The organism is Nonomuraea sp. NPDC050227, from assembly GCF_044459705.1.
GTDB lineage: Bacteria > Actinomycetota > Actinomycetes > Streptosporangiales > Streptosporangiaceae > Nonomuraea.
On record NZ_JBITJF010000005.1, the window covers coordinates 152,165 to 172,505 of the forward strand.

General features: G+C 73.8%; 19 protein-coding genes. 8 read left to right on the forward strand and 11 right to left on the reverse strand.

The genetic code is table 11. The annotated features are described in order from the left end of the window. Nucleotides 1-66 precede the first annotated feature (66 nt). The gene (locus tag ACIBK9_RS21005; protein ID WP_397160392.1) at nt 67-261 is read left to right on the forward strand and encodes a hypothetical protein; all 195 of its coding nucleotides are present in this window, start codon (nt 67-69) and stop codon (nt 259-261) included. Nucleotides 262-438: 177 nt separating this feature from the next. On the opposite strand, the gene ACIBK9_RS21010 is transcribed toward ACIBK9_RS21005, so the two are convergent. Continuing rightward, nucleotides 439-1,128: a hypothetical protein gene (locus ACIBK9_RS21010; RefSeq protein ID WP_358292460.1), complete on the reverse strand. Its 690-nt coding sequence runs from the start codon at nt 1,126-1,128 to the stop codon at nt 439-441. A gap of 81 nt (nt 1,129-1,209) precedes the next feature. Next, the gene (locus tag ACIBK9_RS21015) at nt 1,210-2,382 is read right to left on the reverse strand and encodes an Ig-like domain-containing protein (protein ID WP_397160394.1); all 1,173 of its coding nucleotides are present in this window, start codon (nt 2,380-2,382) and stop codon (nt 1,210-1,212) included. A 224-nt stretch (nt 2,383-2,606) separates the two neighbouring features. Between ACIBK9_RS21015 and ACIBK9_RS21020 the strand changes: the two genes are divergently transcribed. After that, nucleotides 2,607-3,509 (forward strand): polysaccharide deacetylase family protein, encoded by a 903-nt coding sequence (locus tag ACIBK9_RS21020; RefSeq protein WP_397160396.1) that lies wholly within the window; start codon nt 2,607-2,609, stop codon nt 3,507-3,509. Between the two features lie 59 nt (nt 3,510-3,568). On the opposite strand, the gene ACIBK9_RS21025 is transcribed toward ACIBK9_RS21020, so the two are convergent. Further along, nucleotides 3,569-4,195: a hypothetical protein gene (locus ACIBK9_RS21025; RefSeq protein WP_397160398.1), complete on the reverse strand. Its 627-nt coding sequence runs from the start codon at nt 4,193-4,195 to the stop codon at nt 3,569-3,571. A gap of 227 nt (nt 4,196-4,422) precedes the next feature. On the opposite strand from ACIBK9_RS21025, the gene ACIBK9_RS21030 reads away from it, so the two are divergent. Genes ACIBK9_RS21030 through ACIBK9_RS21040 form a run of 3 tightly spaced genes read left to right on the forward strand, consistent with a single transcriptional unit; the run spans nt 4,423 to nt 7,062 of the window. Continuing rightward, nucleotides 4,423-5,901, forward strand: coding sequence for an aldehyde dehydrogenase (locus ACIBK9_RS21030; protein ID WP_397160400.1), 1,479 nt, complete (start codon nt 4,423-4,425; stop codon nt 5,899-5,901). Further along, complete coding sequence (locus ACIBK9_RS21035) at nt 5,898-6,632, forward strand: gamma-glutamyl-gamma-aminobutyrate hydrolase family protein (RefSeq protein WP_397160402.1); 735 nt, start codon at nt 5,898-5,900, stop codon at nt 6,630-6,632. The genes ACIBK9_RS21030 and ACIBK9_RS21035 overlap by 4 nt, the downstream gene beginning before the upstream one ends. Continuing rightward, entirely contained in the window at nt 6,610-7,062 is a 453-nt protein-coding gene (locus ACIBK9_RS21040) for a GNAT family N-acetyltransferase (RefSeq protein ID WP_397160404.1), read from the forward strand. The genes ACIBK9_RS21035 and ACIBK9_RS21040 overlap by 23 nt, the downstream gene beginning before the upstream one ends. 82 nt (nt 7,063-7,144) lie before the next feature. On the opposite strand, the gene ACIBK9_RS21045 is transcribed toward ACIBK9_RS21040, so the two are convergent. From ACIBK9_RS21045 to ACIBK9_RS21060, 4 genes are read right to left on the reverse strand one after another with little or no spacing between them, the layout of a single operon-like run. Beyond that, nucleotides 7,145-7,993, reverse strand: a complete 849-nt coding sequence (locus ACIBK9_RS21045; protein WP_397160405.1) for a fumarylacetoacetate hydrolase family protein — start codon at nt 7,991-7,993, stop codon at nt 7,145-7,147. Then, complete coding sequence (locus ACIBK9_RS21050) at nt 7,986-8,894, reverse strand: 3,4-dihydroxyphenylacetate 2,3-dioxygenase (protein WP_387672917.1); 909 nt, start codon at nt 8,892-8,894, stop codon at nt 7,986-7,988. Before ACIBK9_RS21050 ends, ACIBK9_RS21045 begins: the two co-directional genes overlap by 8 nt. Then, complete coding sequence (locus tag ACIBK9_RS21055) at nt 8,887-10,347, reverse strand: aldehyde dehydrogenase (protein WP_397160406.1); 1,461 nt, start codon at nt 10,345-10,347, stop codon at nt 8,887-8,889. Before ACIBK9_RS21055 ends, ACIBK9_RS21050 begins: the two co-directional genes overlap by 8 nt. A 25-nt stretch (nt 10,348-10,372) precedes the next feature. Continuing rightward, nucleotides 10,373-11,179 (reverse strand): acetoacetate decarboxylase family protein, encoded by an 807-nt coding sequence (locus tag ACIBK9_RS21060; RefSeq protein ID WP_397160408.1) that lies wholly within the window; start codon nt 11,177-11,179, stop codon nt 10,373-10,375. 127 nt (nt 11,180-11,306) lie between these two features. Between ACIBK9_RS21060 and ACIBK9_RS21065 the strand changes: the two genes are divergently transcribed. Further along, on the forward strand, nt 11,307-12,632 hold the full coding sequence (locus tag ACIBK9_RS21065; protein ID WP_397160410.1) for a glutamine synthetase family protein: 1,326 nt from the start codon (nt 11,307-11,309) through the stop codon (nt 12,630-12,632). A gap of 4 nt (nt 12,633-12,636) precedes the next feature. Here the strand turns inward: ACIBK9_RS21065 and ACIBK9_RS21070 are convergent, their stop codons facing one another. Genes ACIBK9_RS21070 through ACIBK9_RS21080 form a run of 3 tightly spaced genes read right to left on the reverse strand, consistent with a single transcriptional unit; the run spans nt 12,637 to nt 16,965 of the window. Beyond that, the gene (locus ACIBK9_RS21070; RefSeq protein WP_397160412.1) at nt 12,637-14,901 is read right to left on the reverse strand and encodes an arylsulfatase; all 2,265 of its coding nucleotides are present in this window, start codon (nt 14,899-14,901) and stop codon (nt 12,637-12,639) included. Further along, nucleotides 14,898-15,851, reverse strand: a complete 954-nt coding sequence (locus ACIBK9_RS21075; RefSeq protein WP_397160414.1) for an aldo/keto reductase — start codon at nt 15,849-15,851, stop codon at nt 14,898-14,900. Before ACIBK9_RS21075 ends, ACIBK9_RS21070 begins: the two co-directional genes overlap by 4 nt. Nucleotides 15,852-15,861: 10 nt before the next feature. After that, nucleotides 15,862-16,965, reverse strand: coding sequence for a zinc-binding dehydrogenase (locus ACIBK9_RS21080; protein ID WP_397160416.1), 1,104 nt, complete (start codon nt 16,963-16,965; stop codon nt 15,862-15,864). Nucleotides 16,966-17,048: 83 nt separating this feature from the next. Here ACIBK9_RS21080 and ACIBK9_RS21085 point away from each other — a divergent pair, with 83 nt between their 5' ends. Beyond that, nucleotides 17,049-18,422, forward strand: coding sequence for an amidohydrolase (locus ACIBK9_RS21085; protein ID WP_397160418.1), 1,374 nt, complete (start codon nt 17,049-17,051; stop codon nt 18,420-18,422). A gap of 43 nt (nt 18,423-18,465) precedes the next feature. Here the strand turns inward: ACIBK9_RS21085 and ACIBK9_RS21090 are convergent, their stop codons facing one another. Next, complete coding sequence (locus ACIBK9_RS21090; RefSeq protein ID WP_397160420.1) at nt 18,466-19,212, reverse strand: SDR family NAD(P)-dependent oxidoreductase; 747 nt, start codon at nt 19,210-19,212, stop codon at nt 18,466-18,468. A 114-nt stretch (nt 19,213-19,326) separates the two neighbouring features. Here ACIBK9_RS21090 and ACIBK9_RS21095 point away from each other — a divergent pair, with 114 nt between their 5' ends. Continuing rightward, nucleotides 19,327-20,298, forward strand: a complete 972-nt coding sequence (locus ACIBK9_RS21095) for an aldo/keto reductase (protein WP_397160422.1) — start codon at nt 19,327-19,329, stop codon at nt 20,296-20,298. Nucleotides 20,299-20,341 lie beyond the last annotated feature (43 nt).

The window sequence follows — 20,341 nt, forward strand, 5'->3', positions numbered from 1 at the left end:
CCTGTCGAGCACTTCGCCTCGCACCAGGAACGCCACGGGCAGGCCGGAGCCGATGAAGGAGCAGCCATGGCACCGCGGATCGTCACCCACCACCAGGACCTCGTCGACCTGTCCGTGCTCGCACCCGCGCGGCCGGCGGAACTCGGCAACTCCGTCATCGCCATGGAGCTGCTCGAACTGCTCGAATCGGCGCCGGAGGACGAGGTGTTCGCCGCGTTCGACGACAGCACGCCCGCGCCGCGCCGCGCCGGCAGCCGATGATCACGGCACCGGTCCGCCCGTAAGGGCGCGGCGGTGGCCGGTCGTCCTGACCGGCCGCACGCCACGCGAACGCCGTCCCCGGCCCTTCCCCTGACCGGCCGCACGCCACGCGAACGGCTCCCCTCCGGCCCCTCCCCTGACCGGCCACGGACCGGGCGACTTCCCCGCTGTCCGGGGTCAGGCGAAGCGTTCGATCGTGACCGGGATCAGGCCTTGGCCGCGGATCGCCTGCCGGTGGTGGTGGAGCAGGGCGCCGATGGCGGCCAGCGGGCCGGCGCTCAGGCGTACGGTGACGTCCAGGCACCAGGCGATGCCGGGGCCGATGCGCCGCAGCTCCCAGGTGAAGGTGTGTCCGGCGGCGGTCGCCGTGGCGGTGCCGGCGATCCTGGCCCGCGGGTTCTCCCGCGGCGGCTCCAGGCGCAGGACCGTGCTCACGTTCGCCAGGCCGCGCTCGCCGAGCTCGCCCGCGAACAGGATGCGGTAGCGCCGGGTCTGCGCCGAAGGGGAGCCGCCCAGGTCGAGCGGGGCCGCGGCGGGGAGCGCCTGGCGGTACTGGAAGAAGGCCCGCAGCTCGGCCTCCTCCGGCAGCGCGCCGCCGCCGAGCATCGAGTAGGTCTCGCGGGCGTCGCGCCGGGTCACGGGCAGCACCCGGTCGCGCAGCGCTGGGTCGGCGCGGATGGCCCGGCTGGATCCGGGCGACTCGCGCCACTCGCCGCACTCGGCGGTCCATTCCGCGCAGTCGATGCCCGCGGCGGTGTAGTCGTCGCAGAGCACGAACTCCTCGACCAGGATGCCCAGGGGAAGTGTTCCGCGGCCACGGTCGGCGGCGTAGATCAGGTAGTAGTCCAGGGGTACGTCGGCGTCCATTGGCGACATGATCGTGGTGCGGGCCCCCGCGGGCAAGGCGACATTCTGATGTTCGCGCAGGTCCTGCCGTCAGATGACGGTCTAGCCGGTCACGGGTTTGCCCGTGGCGCTGCCGGCGAGCCATTCCGTCCACGACTTGGCCCACGGGGTCGGGCCGTTGCCGAATCGCAGCTTGCGCGAGGTGCCCGTGACCTGGATGACGTCGCCGCGCTGGGTGAAGTCGTAGAACCAGCGGGCGTCGGCGGGGCCGGCGTTGACGCAGCCGTGGCTGACGTTGGAGTTGCCCTGCGCGCCCGTCGACCAGGGCGCGGCGTGGAAGAAGGTGCCGCTGTAGGTCATCCGGACGTTCCACTTGGTCTTGATCCGGTACTCGCCCGGCTCCCCGATGGTGGCCGAGTCCATGACGGTCTCCGCGGCCTTCTCCTGGGCGATCATGGTGCCGGAGTAGCTGTCGTCGCCGGGTTTGCCCAGGCTGACGGGGATCGTCCGGACGACCTTGCCGTCCGCGGTGACGACGGCCCGGTGGCGGTCGGCGTCCACCTTGGTGACGTGCCGGGGGCCGACGGTGAAGGACAGGCTGCGGTCCCGGGTCCCCCACAGGTCCTCACCCGCGCGCAGCCCGGCCAGGTGGGCGACGACCTTGACCTTCTCCCCCACCGGCCAGTACTCACGCGGCCGGAACTGCACCTCGCGGTCGCTCACCCAGCTCCACGCGCCTTCGACCGGCTCGGACATCTCCACCACCAGCGAGCGCTCGACCGCCGCGCGGGCCTGCCTGGAGGTGACCGGGTGGGACAGCAGCAGCTGGACCGGCATCCCGACGCCGACCTTCTCGCCGTCCAGCGGCGACATGCCGCTCTGCAGGGCCCGCCTGGGCTTGAGCGTGGTGAAGGACGACCGGCCGGTGACGGCCTTGCCGTCGGCGCCGGTGGCCTGCGCGCTCACCGTGTACGACGTCGCCGGGCGCAGCGGCCACCGCGGCCGCCAGGTGCCGTCGGCCGCCGTCGAGCCGGTCACCTGGCGTCCCTTGGCGTCGGCGACGGTCACCTTGGTGACCTTGCCGCCGGTGACCCGCACGCTGATCCCGGTGTCGGGGGCGACCTTCTTGGCGCCGTCCGCCGGGGTGATCGCGAGCTTGGCCGCCGGGCCCTCGGCCTGCGGCGGGCCGCCCCCCGGCTGGGCGCCGCCGGAGGCGCATCCGGCGAGCAGGAGCCCCGCGAGGGCGAGCGTCGTACTGGTCCGGCCGTTCCGCATCCTCGATGCCTCCCGTGCCTGACAAGGCGTCAACTTCTTCATTGAACGGTCTGTGCTGTCACGTGCGGACACTTCTGCCCAATGAGCATGGGAGAAACCTTCATCCGCCGATGACCACTCTCGCGAACCTTGCGGGCGGATCTGGTGTCCAACTCTCTGGAACGGTCCTTCTGGGCCGGTCTCAGGGGATGACGCACCGGGGGCGGTGCATGAGGGGGAACGTCATGAACGGCGGCATGAAGCGGTACCTGTCCGGTATCGGGATGACCGCGGCGACACTGGCCGTCACGACCGCGCTCACGGGGGCCACCCCCGCCCACCCCACGCCCTCCCCCACCCACCCGGCGCCGTCGGCCTCCCCCGAGCCGAAGCCCGACCACAAGCCGGACCACAAGCAGGACCACAAGCCCGGCCACAAGCCGGACCGGACCGGGCCGTCCGCCGAGCCCACCGAGACCGCCGAGCCCACGGGGCCCGCCAAACCCGCCGAGCCCGCCGAGGCGGGCAAGCCCGACTGCCGCAAGGTCAAGTGCGTGGCGCTCACCTTCGACGACGGCCCGGGGCCCTACACCGGGACGCTGCTGCGTCACCTGGCGAAGTACCAGGCCCACGCCACGTTCTTCGTCGTCGGACAGAACGTCGGCCTCCACCCCGACGTGGTGCGCCGCACGGTCGAGGCGGGGCACGAGCTGGGCAACCACACCTGGTCGCACCCTGACCTGACCCGGCTGTCGCCGGCCGCGATCAGGTCCCAGCTCGCCCGGACCGACCAGGCCGTGAAGTCGGCCGCGGGCGTCGTGCCCGGCCTGGTGCGTCCCCCGTACGGCGCGACGGACGGCGACGTGCGGCGGCAGGCGCACCGGCCGCTGGTCCTGTGGAGCGTGGACACCCTCGACTGGCGCTACCGCGACAGCGCCAGGGTGGCCCGCGTCTCGCTCAAGCGGGTCCGCCCCGGCAGCGTCATCCTGTTCCACGACATCCACCCGACCACGGTCAAGGCCCTCCCGCGGGTGCTGAAGGGCCTGTCCGCCCGCGGCTACCGGTTCGTCACGGTCAGCGAGCTGTTCGGCGGACGGCCGCCGAAGGTCGTCCACAACGCCCGCCGGCTCTCCGGCGGCCCCAGGTAGCCGGGCGCGCCCCGGCCCTCGGCCCTCGACCCTCGCCGCGGCCTTCCGGCCGGTGGGCTCTACTCCTCGACGGTCTCCTCGTAGCCGATCGCGGCGTCCGCCGCGTCGCCGCCCGACTCGCGGGCCCGGTAGCTGTCGCCGCCGTAGAACCTGAAGGCGCCGTTGTCGGCCCGCTGGCCGACGGGCGGCACGCGGCCGTCGATGGCGATGTAGTACCAGCCGTAGCCGCCCTGCCGGTCCTCGCAGAAGTTGTTGACCACGCGCCGCCGGGACGGCTTCGCGACGCACACCTCGACCCACTCCGAGGGCGTCTCGATGGCGGTCTCCGCGCCGGGGCCGCCCTGCGGCGACGCCTTGGTGAGCTCGTCGTCGCCGGGGTCCTCGTACGTGCCGCCGTCGGCCCGCTCGCCCACCGCGGGGACGGTGGCGTCACCGGCGTAGAAGTACCAGGCGTAGCCCCGGCGCTCGTCCTCGCACGGGCGGTAGTCGGCCCTGGCCTGCGTGCCGGTGTCCACGCAGACGGCGATGCGGACGGACTCGTCCTGCGCCGCGGCGTCGGACTCGCCGTCGGGCTCGTCGTCGATGACCTCTTCGGTCTCCTCCGGCGCGGCCGGCGGACCGGTGTCGGCGACGGTGCAGCCGGCGGCCAGGACGGCGACGAGCGCGAGGCAGGCGAGTCGTAACAAGGATCCTCCACGGACTCGGAGTGACGACCGGCCAACGAGCGGGCCACCGGGCCCGGTTCCCCGTACGCGGCGGCAGGCCATTGACGACTAATCGTTTGGGACCGTACATTTTCGGAGCACCCGTCCGCGACAGAAGGGCCGACGATGCCGGTCAACGGCGACATGCCGACGCTCGACCAGACGTTCGCCACCGAACAAGCGGCGGCCGCTGGGGAGCGGGGCGCGTCGTGACCCACGAGGAGTGGCTGAGCCGGGCCGCGGCGGTCGCGCCGCCGTCCGCGCACCACATCGACGGCGCCGACGAGCCCGGCGGCGCGTCCTTCACGGTGCGCTCGCCGCGCGACGGCCGGATGCTGGCCGAGGTGGCCGACGGCGGCGAGGCGGAGGTCGGGCTCGCGGTGTCGGCGGCGCGGCTGGCGTTCGACTCCGGGCCGTGGCCGCGGATGGCGCCCGCCGAGCGCGGGCGGGCGCTGGTGCGGCTGGCGTCCCTGATCGAGGAGCGGCGCGAGCACCTGGCGCTGCTCGTCAGCCTGGAGATGGGCAAGCCGATCACCGACGCGCACGACATCGAGCTGCGCGCCGCGATCACCACCTTCCGCTGGTACGGCGAGCTGGCCGGCAAGCTGGCCGACGAGGCCCCGCACGTGCCCGCCGACGCCCTCGCCCTGGTCACCCGCGAGCCCGCCGGGGTCGTCGGCGCGGTCGTGCCGTGGAACTTCCCGCTCACGCTGGCCTCGTGGAAGGTGGCCCCCGCCCTGGCCGCGGGGTGCACGGTCGTGCTGAAGCCGTCGGAGCTGTCGCCGCTGTCGGCCCTGGAGCTGGGACGGCTGGCCACCGAGGCGGGGCTGCCGCCGGGCGTGCTCAACGTGGTCGCCGGCGACGGCCCCACCGCCGGGCGGGCGCTCGGCCTGCACCCCGGCGTGGACGTGCTGGCCTTCACCGGCTCCACCGCCGTCGGGCGGCACTTCCTGCGTTACTCGGCCGACTCCAACCTCAAGCGCGTGTGGCTGGAGCTGGGCGGCAAGTCGCCCAACATCATCCTTCCCGACGCCCCCGACCTGGAGGCCGCCGCGGCCACCGCCGCCTGGGGCATCTTCTTCAACCAGGGCGAGATGTGCACCGCGCCGTCCCGCCTGCTGGTCCACCGGTCGGTGGCCGACCGGGTGACGGAGGCCGTGGTCGCCCGCGCCCGCGCGCTGCGCGTCGGCGACCCGCTCGACCCGGCCACGGAGATGGGCGCCCTGGTCGGCGAGGCCCACCTGGAACGGGTGCGCGGCCACGTCGAGGCCGGTCTCGCCGAGGGCGCGCGGCTGCGTACGGGCGGCGGCCGGATCCTGGCCGGCACCGGCGGCGCCTACCTCGAACCCACCGTCTTCGACCGGGTGCACCCCGGCTCCCGGCTGGCCAGGGAGGAGATCTTCGGCCCGGTGCTGTCCGTGCTGGCCTTCGACGACGTCGAGGAGGCCGTCCGCCTTGCCAACGACACCGAGTACGGCCTCGCGGCCGGCCTGTGGACCTCCGACCTGGGCACCGCGCACCGCGTCGCCCGCGCGCTGAGGGCGGGCACCGTCTGGGTCAACTGCTACGAGGAGGGCGACCTGACCGTGCCCTTCGGCGGCATGCGGCAGTCGGGCAACGGCCGCGACAAGTCGGCGCACGCGCTGGAGAAGTACACCGAGCTCAAGACCACCTGGATCCAGCTGTGAGACCGCTGATCGCGATCCCCGCCCGCTTCTCCGCCACCGCCTCGGCCCTGCGCTATGCCGCCGAGGTGAGCGCCCGCGCCCTGGTGGAGGCCGTGTGGCGGGCGGGCGGCGAACCGGCGACCATCCACCCGGCGGCCAGCGACGGCACGGACGGCGTGGCGGCCCGGATGGCCAGGTTCGACGGCCTGCTCCTGCCCGGCGGCGGCGACGTCGCCCCCCACCGCTACGGCGCCCCCGACACCCACCAGGACGTCTACGACGTGGACGACGACCAGGACGCCTTCGACCTGGCCCTGGCCCGCCACGCCCTGGCCGCCGGGCTGCCCACGCTGGCGATCTGCCGCGGCCTCCAGGTCGTCAACGTGGCCCTCGGCGGCACGCTGGAGCAGGACATGGGCGGCCCCGAGGGCGGCCACCGGCACGTCGTGCACCCGGTGTCGCTGCGCCCCGGCACCCTGCTGGAACACGCGGCCGGGACGGCGAAGGTGGAGGCGTCCTGCTTCCACCACCAGCGGGTCGAGCGGCTCGGCGACGGCCTGTCCCCCGCCGCGCACGCCGCCGACGGCACGGTGGAGGCCCTTGAGCTCGACGGCGCGCCCGGCTGGTTCGCCGCCGTGCAGTGGCATCCGGAGGACACCGCCCATCGCGATCCGGCGCAGCAGGCCCTGTTCGACGCGCTCGTCCGCGAGTCGCGGCATCATGGCTGTCATGATCCGCGCCGCCGTCCCTGACGACCTGCCCGCACTCCACGACCTCGCCGTCGCCTTCTACGCCGAGGACGGCTTCACCACCCCGGCGCAGACGCTGAAGGCCAACCTCGCCAAGCTGATCGCCGCGCCAGGCGTCCGGGTCGCGGTGAGCGAGGGTGAAGGCGAGGGCGAGGGGCGGCTGGTCGCGTTCGGCATCACCACGACCACGTTCGGGCTGGAGCAGGGGCTGTACGCCGAGCTGGAGGACCTGTTCGTCGTGCCGGAGGCGCGGCGGCGGGGCGAGGCGGAGCGGCTGATCGAGGACAGCCGCCGGTGGGCCGCCGCCCAGGGCTGCACGACCCTGGAGATCGTGATCGCCCCGAACGGCGCCGACGTGCGCCACCTGTTCGCCTACTACGGCAAGCGCGGCTTCCGCGACGAGGGCCGCCGCATCCTCAGCCACCCCCTGTGAGCCTCCGGGGGACGACGGGCCGCCGCCCCGGACGCTCACAGGCGCCCCGCGGCTCACCAGCGGCGGGCCGCCGCCCCCGACGCTACGGGCGGTGTGGTGGGCGGATGCCGCGAAACTCCCAGTCGCCGCCGAGGGCGGTCGAGCGCACCTCCTCCGACTCCGTCGGCTGCGCGCCGACGTCGGAGCGGATCGGCACCGGCCCGGTGACGACGTGGTTGGTCAGCCGGCCGAGCCCTTCGGCCTCGACCTCGACGACGTCCCCCGGCCGGACGGGCCGCGAGCCCGCCGGGGTGCCCGACAGCAGCACGTCGCCGGGGAAGAGGGTGATCGTCCGGGCGATGTCGGCGACCAGGTAGTGCATGTCCCAGGTCATCTCGTCGGTGTTGCCGTCCTGGACGACCTCGCCGTTGACGTACGTGCGCAGGCGTTTGCCGCGGAAGTCCCAGCCGGTCACCAGGCCGGGGCCGAGCGGGCAGAGCGTGTCGGAGCCCTTGACGCGCAGCATCGAGCCGGCGTCGGTGTCGCGGAAGTCGTGCAGCCCGAAGTCGTTGGCCACGGTGTAGCCCGCGATGTGCGCGCCGGCCTCGGAGGGGGCGATGTTGCGGCAGGTCCGGCCGATGACGATGGCGATCTCGCCCTCGTAGTTGAGCCACTTGCAGCCCTCGGGCCGCACGACCGCGCCCCGGTGGGAGTTGAGCGAGGAGGTGGGCTTGTGGAAGTAGGTCGGCGCGTCCGGCAGCCGGGTCCGGAACTCCTCGACCCGGCTGCGGTGGTTCAGGTGCACCGCGATGATCTTCGTGGGGACGACCGGCGGCAGGTGCGCGGCCTCGTCGGCGCGGATCCGGCGGCCGTCCGCGGCGACGAGCTCGTCCCCGTCGCGGACGGTCTCGGTGACGGCGCCGTCCAGCAGGACGCGGCGGTACTCAGGCATGGGCGTTCTCCTGTCGGGGTGCGGTCCAGCCGCCGGACGGGCGGTCGAACCAGAGCAGGGCCTGGCCGGTGCCGACGGAGTTCTCGTACTCGCCGTACTGGCGGGCGGGGGCCGTGCAGCGCTCCTCGCCGAGGGCGCCGGCCAGCATGACGTAGTGGTGGAAGCGGGCCTCGGGCTTGTACGTCCGGAACTCCGGCATCGTGCGCAGGACCTCGTCGTGCCGGCCCTGCCGGAACCATTCGATGCGCCGCAGGTCGGCGGCGCGGGCCTCGGGGGTGAAGACGTGCCGCGGGTCGCTGGACTCGTGGTCGCGCAGCTCGCGCAGCGGCCAGAACGTGTGCGACAGCGCGCCGGAGGCGATCACCAGCACCCGGCGGTCGGTGGCCGCGACGCCGTCGGCCAGCGCGCGGCCGAGCCGCAGGTGGTCCTCCATGTCGCCGGTCTGGCAGACGCCGATGCTCACCCAGCGTTTGCCGGGCAGGCCCTCGCCGAGGTACTTCCACAGGTTGGTGGTGGCGTAGTAGATCGGCAGGTACTCGTCGTCGATGGGGGTGATCCAGGTGCCGTGCCGGCCCGCGAAGGAGGCCACGTTGCGGGCCAGCTCGGGGTCGCCGGGGAAGTCGTACGGCATCCGGCACATGCCGCGCGGCAGCTCCTCGGAGGTGTACAGCCCGGCCCGGCGCGCCTGGGCGGTGACCACGAACTCGACCGTGGTGGCCCAGTGAGAGTCCAGCACCACGACGGTGTCGTAGTCGTCGCGCTCGAAGACGTCCCGGCGCAGCTCGCGCAGGCCGGTGACGAGGGTGATCTCCTTGCCCTCGTTCAGCTCCAGCCGGGTGGGCTCGGGCAGCACGATGGTGGGGACGTGCGCCAGCAAGCCGGCACCGACGATCTCACCCATGGTCGTTCCAGCCCTTCGGCGCGGTGACGGTGTTCTTCAGGTCGCAGTAGAAGTCGAAGCTCCAGGTGCCGCCCTCGCGGCCGACGCCGGACTCGCGGGAGCCGCCGAAGGGCGCGCGCAGGTCGCGCACGAAGAAGCAGTTGACCCACACCGTGCCCGCCACCAGCCGTTCGGTGACCCGGCAGGCGCGCTCGCGGTCGCCGGTCGCGACGGTGGCGGCCAGGCCGAAGCGGGTGTCGTTGGCCAGCCGGACAGCCTCCTCCTCGGTCTCGAACGTCTGCAGCGTGAGCACCGGGCCGAAGACCTCCTCCTGGACGATCTCGCTGTCCTGGGCCACGTCGGTGAGCAGGGTGGGCCGGTAGTACAGGCCGTCGCCGCGCTCGCCGCCGATGACGGCGCGCGCCCCGGCCGCGAGGGCCCGCCGGACGAACCCGTCGATCTTCTCCACCTGGCGCGGGTGGATGTTGGGGCCGACGTCGGTGGCCTCGTCGCGCGGGTCGCCCTGGACCAGGGCCGTGGCGCGCTCGGTGAAACGGCGGACGAACTCCTCGGCGATCGACGCCTCGACCAGCAGCCGGGTGGCGGCCAGGCAGACCTGCCCGGCGTTGTCGTACTGCTCGACGGCCAGGTCAACGGCGAGGTCGAGGTCGGCGTCGGCGAAGACCAGCAGCGGCGACTTGCCGCCCAGCTCCAGGCTGAGCGGGGTGAGGTTGGCGGCGGCCGAGCGGGCGATGCGCCGCGCGGTCGGCACCGAGCCGGTGAAGCTGACGCGGCGCACGCCGTGGTGCTCGACCAGGGCCTGCCCGGCCTCCTCGCCGAACCCCTGGACGACGTTGAAGACGCCGTCCGGCAGCCCGGCCGCGGCGGCGACGTCGGCCAGCAGGGAGGCGGTGAGCGGCGACCACTCGGCGGGCTTGAGCACCACCGTGTTCCCGGCGGCGAGCGCGGGGGCGATCTTCCAGGTGGCCAGCATGAGCGGCGCGTTCCACGGCGTGATCAGGGCGCAGGGTCCGGCCGGGTCCCAGGAGACGTGGTTGGCGTGGCCGCGGGTGTCGAAGTCGTCGTGGCCGAGGCCCTCCAGCCAGTCGGCGAAGAAGCGGAAGTTGTGCGCCACGCGCGGCATGACGCCGCGGCGGTGCGAGCGCAGCAGGGCGCCGTTGTCGCGGGTCTCGACGGCGGCCAGCTCCTCCAGCCGCTTCTCGACGCCGTCGGCGATGGCCCGCAGCACGGCGGCCCGGTCTGCGCGCGGGGTGGCGGCCCAGCCGGGGAAGGCGTCCTGGGCGGCGGTGACGGCGGCGTGCACCTCGTCGGGGCCGCCGCGGGCGATCTCGCCGAGCGCGGCGCCGTCGATGGGCGAGAGGTCGGTGAACGTGCGCGCGGAGGCGACGCGCCGGCCGCCGATCCAGTGGCGGGTGTCGACGGTGACCCCGGCGACGGTGATCTGTTCGGACATGTCGGGTGCTTCCAATCTCAAGGGGCTAGTGCGCGCCGGAGGTGCCGGATTCCAGCAGCGTGCCGCCGTCCCACACCACGCCGACCTGGCGGAAGTAGGCGCCGATGGGCTCGCGGACGGCCAGCCGGGACAGCTCCTCGGTGGGGGCGTCGAACAGCTCCAGCTCGGCGTCGCCCGCCCACGCCTGTCCGGCCTCGAAGGCGGCGGCGCCGGACTCGACCAGCTCGTCGAGCGCCAGCCCGCCGCCCTTGCCGATGGCGGGCAGCCAGCGGTGGTGGGCCATGGGGTGGCCGTTGACGAACCCGTTGTGCGGCGACGGCTCGCGCAGGGTCACCACGGCCTGGGCCAGGCGGCGGTCGGCGGCGGCCAGCGTCGCGCCGAACCGGGCGCCCGCCTCGATGCGGGGCGCGGGGCCGTACGGGTGCGGCCTGGTCTGGTGGATCGACCCCAGCTTCTTCGGATAGCCCTGGTGCAGCCCCCTGGCGACGGCGAAGTCCTTGTCCACCCAGATGTAGACGCACCTGGAGTAGGTCCGCCCCCGGTAGGAGCACCGGACGACGGCGAACGCCTCCTTGTACTGCGAGCGCACCGGGTCCAGCAGCTCCTCGCGGGAGGCGGCGCAGGACTGCCAGTCGGCCCAGATGAGCGCGACCGCGCCCGGGTCCTCGGCGGCGAGTTCCAGCGGCTCGGGCAGCAGCTCACGCACCCGGTCGGGGTCGGTGCGGTACTCGATCGTGAGCAGGTCGCCGGAGTAGTGCCAGGGCGGCTCCGGGACGAGGGACGAGCGGCCCGTGGCCGTCTTGGGGTGGAAGTAGCCGCGGACGCCGGCCAAGATGGTCCTCCTGGAACTCGTTTGGTTCCAAATAAAATATGAACATCCAGGCCGATCGGTCAACAGCTCTTGCGGCAGCCAATACGCGCCCGTTACGTTTGGCGTCAAACGACCCTAGGAGAGACCGGTGCAGCAGCACATCGACCGCCTGACCGAGCGGGGCGTCGACGTGGTCCGCGTGACCTACCCCGACCTGACCGGGACCGACCGCGCCCGCGACGTCCTGCTGGAGGCGCTGCCCGACGCCCTCGGTCACGGCCTCGCCTTCTGCCGCGCCGTCTACCACTCCACCCCGCGCGGCGGCACCGCCGACATCAGCGGCGGCCTGGACGCGGGGCTGCCCGACATCGCCGTCGTTCCCGACCTGGCCACGCTCGCGCCGCTGCCGTGGGAGCCCGGCGTGGCCTGGTGCCACGGCGACGTCGTCGACCCGGCCACCGGCGCCGCGGCCCCCGAGTCGCCCCGCGACCTGCTGCGCGCTGTGCTGGCCCGGTGCGCCGAGCAGGGCCTGCGCCCGGTCGTCGGGCCCGAGCTGGAGTACTTCCTGTGCGACCCGGCCCCCGCGGGCGGCTGGCAGCGCTACGCCGAGGCCACCGGCAACGTCTACACCGCCGGCCGCCGCGGCGACCCCGACGGCCACCTCACCCGCACGCTGCGGCACCTGCGCGACCTCGGCCTCGGCGTGACGGCGGGCAACCACGAGTTCAGCAGCGGCCAGTTCGAGATCAACCTGCGGCACTCCGAGGCGCTCGACGCGGCCGACCGGGCCTTCTGGTTCAAGGCCGCGGTCAAGGAGCTGGCGCGGGTGGAGGGCAGGCTGGCGACGTTCATGGCCAAGCCGTTCAACGACGAGGGCGGGTCGGGGTTCCACCTGCACCTGTCCTGCCTGGGCGAGGACGGCGGCAACGCCTTCGACGACCCGGCCGCGCCGTACGGGCTGTCGGCGACCGCGCGGCACGCGATCGCGGGCGTGCTGGCCCACGCCCCCGCGCTGGCGGCGCTGGCCAACCCGACGGTCAACTCCTACAAGCGGTTCGGCCCCGACACGCTGGCCCCCTGGCTCGTCGACTGGGGGCTCGACAACCGCAGCGCGATGCTCCGCGTCCCGCCGGAGCGCGGCGCGGGCGCCCGCTTCGAGCTGCGGCTCGGCGACGCCAGCGCCAACCCGTACCTGCTGGTCGCCGGGACCGCGGCCGCCGCGCTGCTGGGGGTGCGGGCGGCCCAGGAGCCGCCCGCGCCGCTCGTCGGGTACGGCTACGACGCCTCCAAGGCCCCGGTGCTGCCGATGACCCTGCCCGACGCCCTGGACGCCCTGGAGGCCGACGGCGAGCTCACCGAGCTGCTCGGCAAGGACTTCACCGCCGCCTTCCTGGCCTACAAGCGCGACGAGGTCGCCCGCTTCCAGCGGCACGTCACCGACTGGGAGTTCGGCGAGTACGCCTACCACCTGTGACCCGTCATTCGATCGCGCGCTGCGCCAGGTCCTCGGCCAGCGCGATGATCTCCGGGTTGTAGGGCGCCTTCTCCCCCGGGACGTACCGCACCCGGTCCAGGCCGCGCCGGTAGCGGAACACGCCCCGGCGCTCGTGCAGCTCCCAGTCCACCGGGCCGCCGTAGTCGAAGCCGACGCTGATGCCGGTGAAGGGCGCCATGCCGACCAGCTGCGGGACCCGCTCGACGGTCAGCACCGGCTTGTCGTCCACCAGCACCTCGACGTCCCAGCGCACCTCCGGCAGCGCCGTGAAGCGGGCCGTGACGGTCACCGGCCCCGCCGCCGGGATCGGGCCGGTCGCCCGCACCGGCAGGCCGTAGGCGTTGTACGTCAGCCGCAGCTCGCCGTCCTCGACGTACAGGACGTAGCCGCCGCCCTGGTCGCCGTGGGCCACGATCACGCCCTCGTCGCCCGGCCGCCGCTCCAGCCACGCCTCGATCGTGAACGACCGCATGGAGGTGAGCCTGCTCGACCGGAACCGTTCCAGCACCGGGGTGCCCGGGTGGATCGTGACCGGCTCCGACAGCGCCAGCTCGGCCGGCGGCCGGGTGTTGAGCATGTCCGGCGTGTCGGCCAGCGGGAAGACCGTGTTGAGCCAGGCCGCCGCCCGCCACTTCGCGGCCAGGTCGGACACCCGTTCCGGCTGCTCGGCGGCCAGGTCGGTGGTCTCGGCCGGGTCGCGGGCGATGTCGTACAGCTCCCAGCCGTCGTCGGTGAACGGCGTGCCGGGCAGGTGCGGGGCGATGAGCTTGTAGTGGTCCTCGAAGTAGCCGCGCTGCCCACCGCTCTCGACGTACTGCGAGCGGTGCCGGCTCGGCCGGTCGCGCTCGCGCAGGAAGTGGTCGAACGGCACGCCGTCCACGTCCTCGGGAGGCTCCAGGCCGGCCAGCGTGAGGAGGGTGGGCGCGACGTCGGTGACGTAGGCGTACTGGTCGCGCACGCCCGGGTCGCCGGCCTGCCTGGGCAGCCCGGCCGGCCACGACAACACGAACGGCACGTGGATGCCGCCCGCGTAGGCGTGGCCCTTGTAAAGGCGGAACGGGGTGTTGGAGACGTTCCCCCAGCCGCGCGGATAGTGACCGTGGACCTGGGGGCCGCCGACGAGGTCGAGGTCGCGCGGCACGTCGTGGCACCAGTCGTCGGGCAGGCCGGCCAGGTGCACGAAGCGGCTGAGGTAGCTGCGGGTGCCCTCGGGGCCGCCCTCGGCGGTCGCGCCGTTGTCGCTGGTGACGACGATGACGGTGTTGTCGTACTCGCCGATGCGCTTGAGGTGCTCGACCAGCCGGCCGAGGCTCTGGTCCACGGCGTCCACGGCGGCGGCGTAGACCTCCATGTGGCGGGCGTACAGCTCGGTGCGCTCCTCCCACGGCGCCAGGTCCGGGTCGGACGGCCGGGTGCCCTCGGGGAAGAGGCCGTCGCGGAGCTGGCGGGCGAAGCGTTCCTCGCGGATCCTGGCCCAGCCCGCGTCGTAGCGGCCGCGGTACTTGGCGACGTCGGCCGGCTTGGCCTGCACCGGGCCGTGCACGGCCTGGTGGGCGAAGTAGAGGAAGAACGGCTTGTCGGCGTCGTTGGCGCGCAGGCCGTTGATCATGCCGATGGCGCGGTCGGTGAGGGCGTCGGTCAGGTAGAAGTCGTCCGGGAAGCCCTCGTCGGGGATCGGGCCGTTGTCGCTGATCAGGCGGTGCGGGTGGAACAGGGACGTGAAGCCGTCCATGGAGCCGTAGTAGCGGTCGAAGCCGCGCTGGAGCGGCCAGGAGCTCTTGTCGGCGCCGTCGTGCAGCTTGGACTCGATGGTCAGGTGCCACTTGCCGACCATGAACGTCGCGTACCCGCCGGCCCGGAACGACTCGGCCAGCGTGGGCACCTCCTGCGGGATCTCCATCCGGTAGCCGGGATAGCCCGGGTCCACGTGGGCCACCATCGCGAACCCCGCCCGGTGCGGGTTGAGCCCGGTCATCAGGGCGGCCCTGGAGGGCGAGCAGAGCGGAGTGCTGTGGTAGTTGCTGAACCGGTAGCCCGACTCGGCCAGCGCCTGCACGTGCGGCGTGTCGATCTCCGAGCCGAACGGCGACAGGTCGCTGAACCCCAGGTCGTCCACCAGCACGACCACCACGTTGGGCGCCCCGGGCCGCGCCCGCCGCGGCCGCGGCCACCAGGGCGTGGACTGCGAGGCCAGCTCGCGGGCCGTGCCGCCGAAGCCCTCGTACCCCCTGCTCGGCGGCGTGCTCACGGCCCCTCCGGATCGACGGCGTCCCGGTCGGCCCACAGCGGCGCCACCAGCGCCCGCAGCTCCTCGGCGCCGACCCGCTCGACCAGCTCCACGGCCGCCAGGTTGTCGCGCAGCTGGTCCAGGCTGGTCGCGCCGAACAGGGTGGTGGTGTTGGCCGGGTGGGTGAGCGTGAAGGCCACGCACACCTGCGCCGGGGTGGCGTCCAGGTCGGCGGCGATCGCGGCCAGCTCGGCCGCGGAGGCCGCGATGCGCTCCCTGATGCCGCCGGGGTCGCGGCCGACCTGCCGGTCCACGCCCTTGCCCAGCAGCACGCCGCCCTCCAGCACGTCGGAGGACTGCAGCGTGACGCCCTGGGCGAAGATGCGGGCGAACGGCGCGCCGTCGGGGATCGAGCGGCGCGAGACGCTGTACTTCAGCTGCGCGATGGCCGGGCCCTCGACGCCCTCGCCGGCGGCGGCGTCGATGAGCGTCTGCACGTTCGACGCCGACCAGTTGTTGACGCCCCAGCTCCGGATCAGCCCCTCCTTCGCCAGGCCGGCCAGGTCGAGGACGAGCCGGTGCAGGTCCACGCCGTCGTGCCGCAGGTCGCCGAGCACCACGAGGTCGGCGTGGTCGGCGCCGGCCCGGAACAGGGCGTTGAGCAGCTGGTCGCGCAGGCTGTGCTCCGGGTAGCCCTCCAGCCACAGCTTGGAGGAGAGCAGGTAGTCCTCGCGGCGCAGGCCGGCCGCGCGCACGAGGGCCGAGAAGATCACGTCGGTGAACACGGGCGGCATGCCGGGGAAGCCGTAGACGCCGACGTCGAACAGGTCGATGCCGCGGTCCACGGCCTCGCGGATCATGGCGACCGCGTCGTGGAAGTCCATGCGGTCGTAGGTGTGCCAGGAGCCGAGCGCGAGCACGCCCGTCTCCGGTCCGGTGCGGCCGATGCGGCGGCGCGGGATGGTCTGCACGGCAGGTCTCCTAGGGCAGGCGGGGGTCGACGACGGCCTTGATCTCACCGAGCCTGGACATCGACTCGACGCAGGCGGTGGCCTGGGCCAGGCCGACGGGCTCGCTGAACAGCTCGTCCCACGGCATGCGGGCGGCGAAGGTCTGGAAGAACTCGATCGAGCGGTGGTAGTCGGCGATGTCGCCGTTGAGCGAGCCGACGACGGTCAGCTCCTTGCCCATGACCGCGCCGAGCGGCACGGGCGCGAGTTCGAAGCCGGTGGAGCCGACGATCACCACGGTGCCGCGCTGGGCGGCCACCGCGACCGCCTCCTCGGCCACGGTGGGCGCGCCGGCCAGGTCGAACACGTAGTCCGCGCCGCGCTCCCCGGCCAGCTCCCTGATCCGGGCGACGCGCTCGTCCTTGCCGAGATCGGTCGAGACGGTCGCGTCGGCGCCGAAGCGCCGGGCGGCGGCCAGCCGGTCGTCCGGACCGCCCACGGTGATGACGGTGCCCGCGCCGGCGATCCTGGCGACGGCCGTGGCGAAGATGCCGAGCGCGCCCGCGCCCTGCACCACCACGGTCGAGCCGGTCCTGATGCCGCCGGCCCGGTCCACGGCGCGCAGCACGGTCTTGGCCGCGCAGCCCGACATCGAGGCCCAGGTGTCCTTGACGTCGGCGGGCAGCAGCAGCTTGGCCGCGCCCGGGGTCACGTAGCAGTACTCGACCAGGCCGCCCGTGGCGTACGGGGGGCGGTCGGCGCGCTGCGTGAAGCCGTAGCCGCGGTTGGCGCAGGCGACCGGCTGGCGCAGCACGGCGCAGCCGTAGCAGTGGCCGCAGGTGGACTCCGACCAGCCGATGCGGTCGCCCGGGGCGATCGGGCGGCCGAGGGCGTCGGTGGTGCCCGGCCCGGCCTCGACGACCTCGCCGACCATCTCGTGGCCGAGGATCATCGGCAGCATCCCGGGGAACGTCATCTGGCCGGCCCACAGGTGCACGTCGGTGCCGCACAGGGTGGTGCACGTGATGCGCACCAGGGCGGCGCCGGGCTCGACGGCGTCGGGCAGCGGGACGTCCTGAAGGCTGAGGGGCTTGCCGTGCTCGGTGAGGACGGCGGCGGCGGTTCTCGTAGGCATGGTCACCTTCGTGGCTTTCGACCGTTAAGTGTGGTTAATCTACACTCGTTGACAAACAATTACAGCCCCTCAGGAGGAACCCGGTGTCAGCGGACGAGTACGCGGACCTCGTGGCGGTCGGCGGCAACGTGCTCACCTTCGACGCCCGCGACGGGCGGGCGAGCGGCCTGGCGGCGCGCGCCGGCCGCCTGGTGGCGGTCGGCACGGACGAGGAGGCCCTGGCGCACGCCGGGCCCGGCACCCGCGTGCTCTCCCTGGCCGGCCGGACGGTCCTGCCCGGCATCAACGACTCGCACCTGCACGCCGCCTGGCTGGGAGCGGTCTGGCCGGACACGCTGATCAGCGAGAACGGCCTGTCCGCCCACCAGGGCCGGCTGCTGGCCGACGAGGAGTCCAGGCGGGCCGCCATCCTGCGCGCCGGGCGGATCTGCGCCTCGCTCGGCATCACCAGCTACACCGAGCCCGGCCTCGGCCCCGGCGAGGACGACGGCGAGACCGGCTGCTTCTCGCAGGCCGTCCTGGACACCTACGCGACGCTGGCGAAGGAGGGCGCGCTGCGGGCACGGGTGACCGCGTTGCGGCTGTTCGGCACCCTCGACGGCCCCAGCACCCTGGAGGACGTCGCCGCCGGCCTGGACGCGCCCCTCCCCCGCGCCGACCCCGCCTGGCTCAACGTGACCGGGCTCAAGATCTTCGCCGACGGCATCCCGCCCATGGGCTCGGCCTGGACCTGCCACCGCTACACCTCGGGCGGCCACGGATCGCTGCTGGTGGCGGGGGCGGACGACGCCGCGCGGGAGCACAACCTGCGCGCCATGATCCGGCTGGCGCACCGCGCGGGCCTCCAGGTCGGCGTGCACGCCACCGGCGACCGGTCCATCGACGCGTTCGTGGACACGGTGGCCGAACTGGTGGCCGAGCCGGCGGGCGAGCGCGGGGCCGCGAGGCGGCATTACGTCATCCACGGCGACCTGGTGAACCCCGACCAGATCGCCCGCATGGCCGGGCTCGGCATGGGCCTCACCACGCAGCCGGTGATCGCGGCGGCCACCGCCGACTGGGTGGCCGGCGCGCTCGGCCCGGAGGTCGCCGGGACGGCCTGGCCGCTGCAGGAGCTGCTGGCCGGCGGGGTGACGTTCACTTTGAGCAGCGACGGGCCGGTGACCACGCCCGACTGGCGGGCGCAGGTGGCGGCGGCGTGCGGGCTGCTGGGCGAGCGGGCGCCGCGCCCCCGGCTGATGACCCGCCTGCTGCGCTGCTACACCACGGCGCCCGCCGTCCAGGACGGCGCGGAGACGTGGAAGGGGTCGCTGGAGTGGGGCAAGGCCGCCGACTTCTGCGTGCTGGACCGCGACCCCCTGGAGGTCGCGCCGGCGGACCTGCCGCAGGTCGCGGTCGACGCCACCGTGACCGCGGGCCGGATCGTCCACCTGCGTGACGGGGTGTCCCTGGACTGACCGGCCGGGGCCGGGTGGCGGCCCGGCCCCGCGGGTGGAGGGGTCAGGCCAGGAGCTGGCCGCCGTCCACCTGGAGGCTGACGCCGGTGATGTGGCGGGCGCCGTCGGAGGCCAGGAAGAGCACGGCGGGGACGATGTCGGCCACCTGGGCGATCGAGCCCAGCGGGATCCGGGCCTCCCACGCCTTCCTGGCCGCGTCGTCGGTGGCGAACATGGCCGTCATCGGGGTGAGCACCGGCCCGGGGGCGACGCCGTTCACGCGGATGCCGTGGGGGGCCAGCTCGATGCCGGCCGAGCGGGTCAGGGCGTCGATGGCGGCCTTGGTGGCCTCGTAGTGGCCGAGGCCGGGCGTGGGCTGGCGGGCGCCGATGGAGGAGATGTTGACCATGCAGCCGCGGACGCCCCGCTGCACCATGTGCGCCCCGACGGCCCGGGTCATCAGGAACGTGCCGCGGAAGTTGACCCGGGCGCAGGCGTCGAAGACGTCCACGTCGAGCCCGATGAGCGGGCCGCCGCCCGCGGTGTGCCCGGCGTTGTTCACCAGCACGCCGATGTCGCCGTGCTCGGCGGCGACGGCCGCGACGGCGGACTCGACGGAGGCGGCGTCCCCGACGTCCACCTGGACGTGGTGGGCGCCGAGCTCGGCGGCGACCGCCCTGGCCCGCGCCTCGTCGAGGTCGGCGATGACGACCCGATCGCCCGCCGCGGCGAAGGCTTCGGCGACGCCGCGGCCGATGCCGCTCGCGCCGCCGGTGACGAGGACGGTCCTGGGGACGACAGGTTCGCTCATGTGGGGGTTCCTGTTCGGTGCGGGCCTTCGCAGACGGGGCTGCGCGGGCGTCCTGGGTTTATTATTATACAAGCGTAGACAAAAAAGGCTTCATCCGGCAGGGAGTGGATCGACGTGAGCGACACACAGCGGGTTCCGGCACGGCGCCTCGGACCGGGCGGCACGACGACGTCCCTGTTCGGGCTGGGCTCCTGGAACACCTGGGACCGCATGGAGTTCGGCGACGCGGTGGCCCTGATCAGGGCGGCACTCGACGCCGGGGTGACCCTCTTCGACGTCGCCCACTACAACATGGGCCCGCACGCCGAGCAGGCCCGTACGGACCTCATCTTCGGCCGGGCGGTGCGCGAGGCCGGCGCGAGCCGGGACGACTGGCAGCTCTGCGGCAAGCTGTGGCTGTGGGAGTACCCGCGCACGGGCTTCCGCGAGCAGCTCGACGTCAGCTTCGACCGCGTCGGCGTCGAGAGCGCCGAGACCGTCGTGGTCGGCGACTATATGCAGCGGCCCGACATCCGGCGGATCGTGACCGACGTCGCCGAGCAGATCGCGGCCGGCCGCTTCACGAGCTGGGGCGTCAACAACTGGATCGCCGAGGACGTCGACCTCGCGCTGAGCTTCGCCGCCGAGGAGGGCCTGACGCCGCCGAGCTTCGCCCAGCTCAAGTACAGCATCGCCCGGCGTTCGATGGCCGAGGGCGGCTTCTACGGCCGGCACTTCGCCTCCGGGGCGCTGGCGCTGCAGGCCAGCGACGTCTTCGAGGGCGGCATCCTGGTGGGCAGGAAGTTCCCCGAACGGAAGATCGGCGCGGACCCGGGCGGCATCCGGGAGGCCGTCAGGCAGGCCGCGGACGCCGTCGCCCGGGTCGCGGACGAGTTCGGCGCGACCCCCGCCCAGGTCGCGATCGTGTTCTGCCTGGAGCACCCGGCGGTGGCCAACGTGCTGTTCGGGGTGAGCCGGATGGCCCAGCTGGAGGACAACCTGGGCGCGTTGCGGCTGTGGCGCGAGCACGGCCCGCAGCTGCGCGCGGCCCTGGCCGACCTGTGGCTGGACCGCGACGTGCGCGCCGACGGCGTCTGGCCCCCCTGACCCGGGCGCGGGGACTCCCCGCGGCGATCGCCGGGGTCCCCGC

Coding starts and splice junctions, on each gene's coding strand:
- ACIBK9_RS21050 (WP_387672917.1), bottom strand. CDS start 8,894: ATGGGTGAGATCGTCGGTGCCGGCTTGCTGGCGCACGTCCCCACCATC.
- ACIBK9_RS21015 (WP_397160394.1), bottom strand. CDS start 2,382: ATGCGGAACGGCCGGACCAGTACGACGCTCGCCCTCGCGGGGCTCCTG.
- ACIBK9_RS21080 (WP_397160416.1), bottom strand. CDS start 16,965: ATGCCTACGAGAACCGCCGCCGCCGTCCTCACCGAGCACGGCAAGCCC.
- ACIBK9_RS21010 (WP_358292460.1), bottom strand. CDS start 1,128: ATGGACGCCGACGTACCCCTGGACTACTACCTGATCTACGCCGCCGAC.
- ACIBK9_RS21020 (WP_397160396.1), top strand. CDS start 2,607: ATGAACGGCGGCATGAAGCGGTACCTGTCCGGTATCGGGATGACCGCG.
- ACIBK9_RS21055 (WP_397160406.1), bottom strand. CDS start 10,347: ATGTCCGAACAGATCACCGTCGCCGGGGTCACCGTCGACACCCGCCAC.
- ACIBK9_RS21090 (WP_397160420.1), bottom strand. CDS start 19,212: ATGAGCGAACCTGTCGTCCCCAGGACCGTCCTCGTCACCGGCGGCGCG.
- ACIBK9_RS21045 (WP_397160405.1), bottom strand. CDS start 7,993: ATGCCTGAGTACCGCCGCGTCCTGCTGGACGGCGCCGTCACCGAGACC.
- ACIBK9_RS21040 (WP_397160404.1), top strand. CDS start 6,610: ATGATCCGCGCCGCCGTCCCTGACGACCTGCCCGCACTCCACGACCTC.
- ACIBK9_RS21005 (WP_397160392.1), top strand. CDS start 67: ATGGCACCGCGGATCGTCACCCACCACCAGGACCTCGTCGACCTGTCC.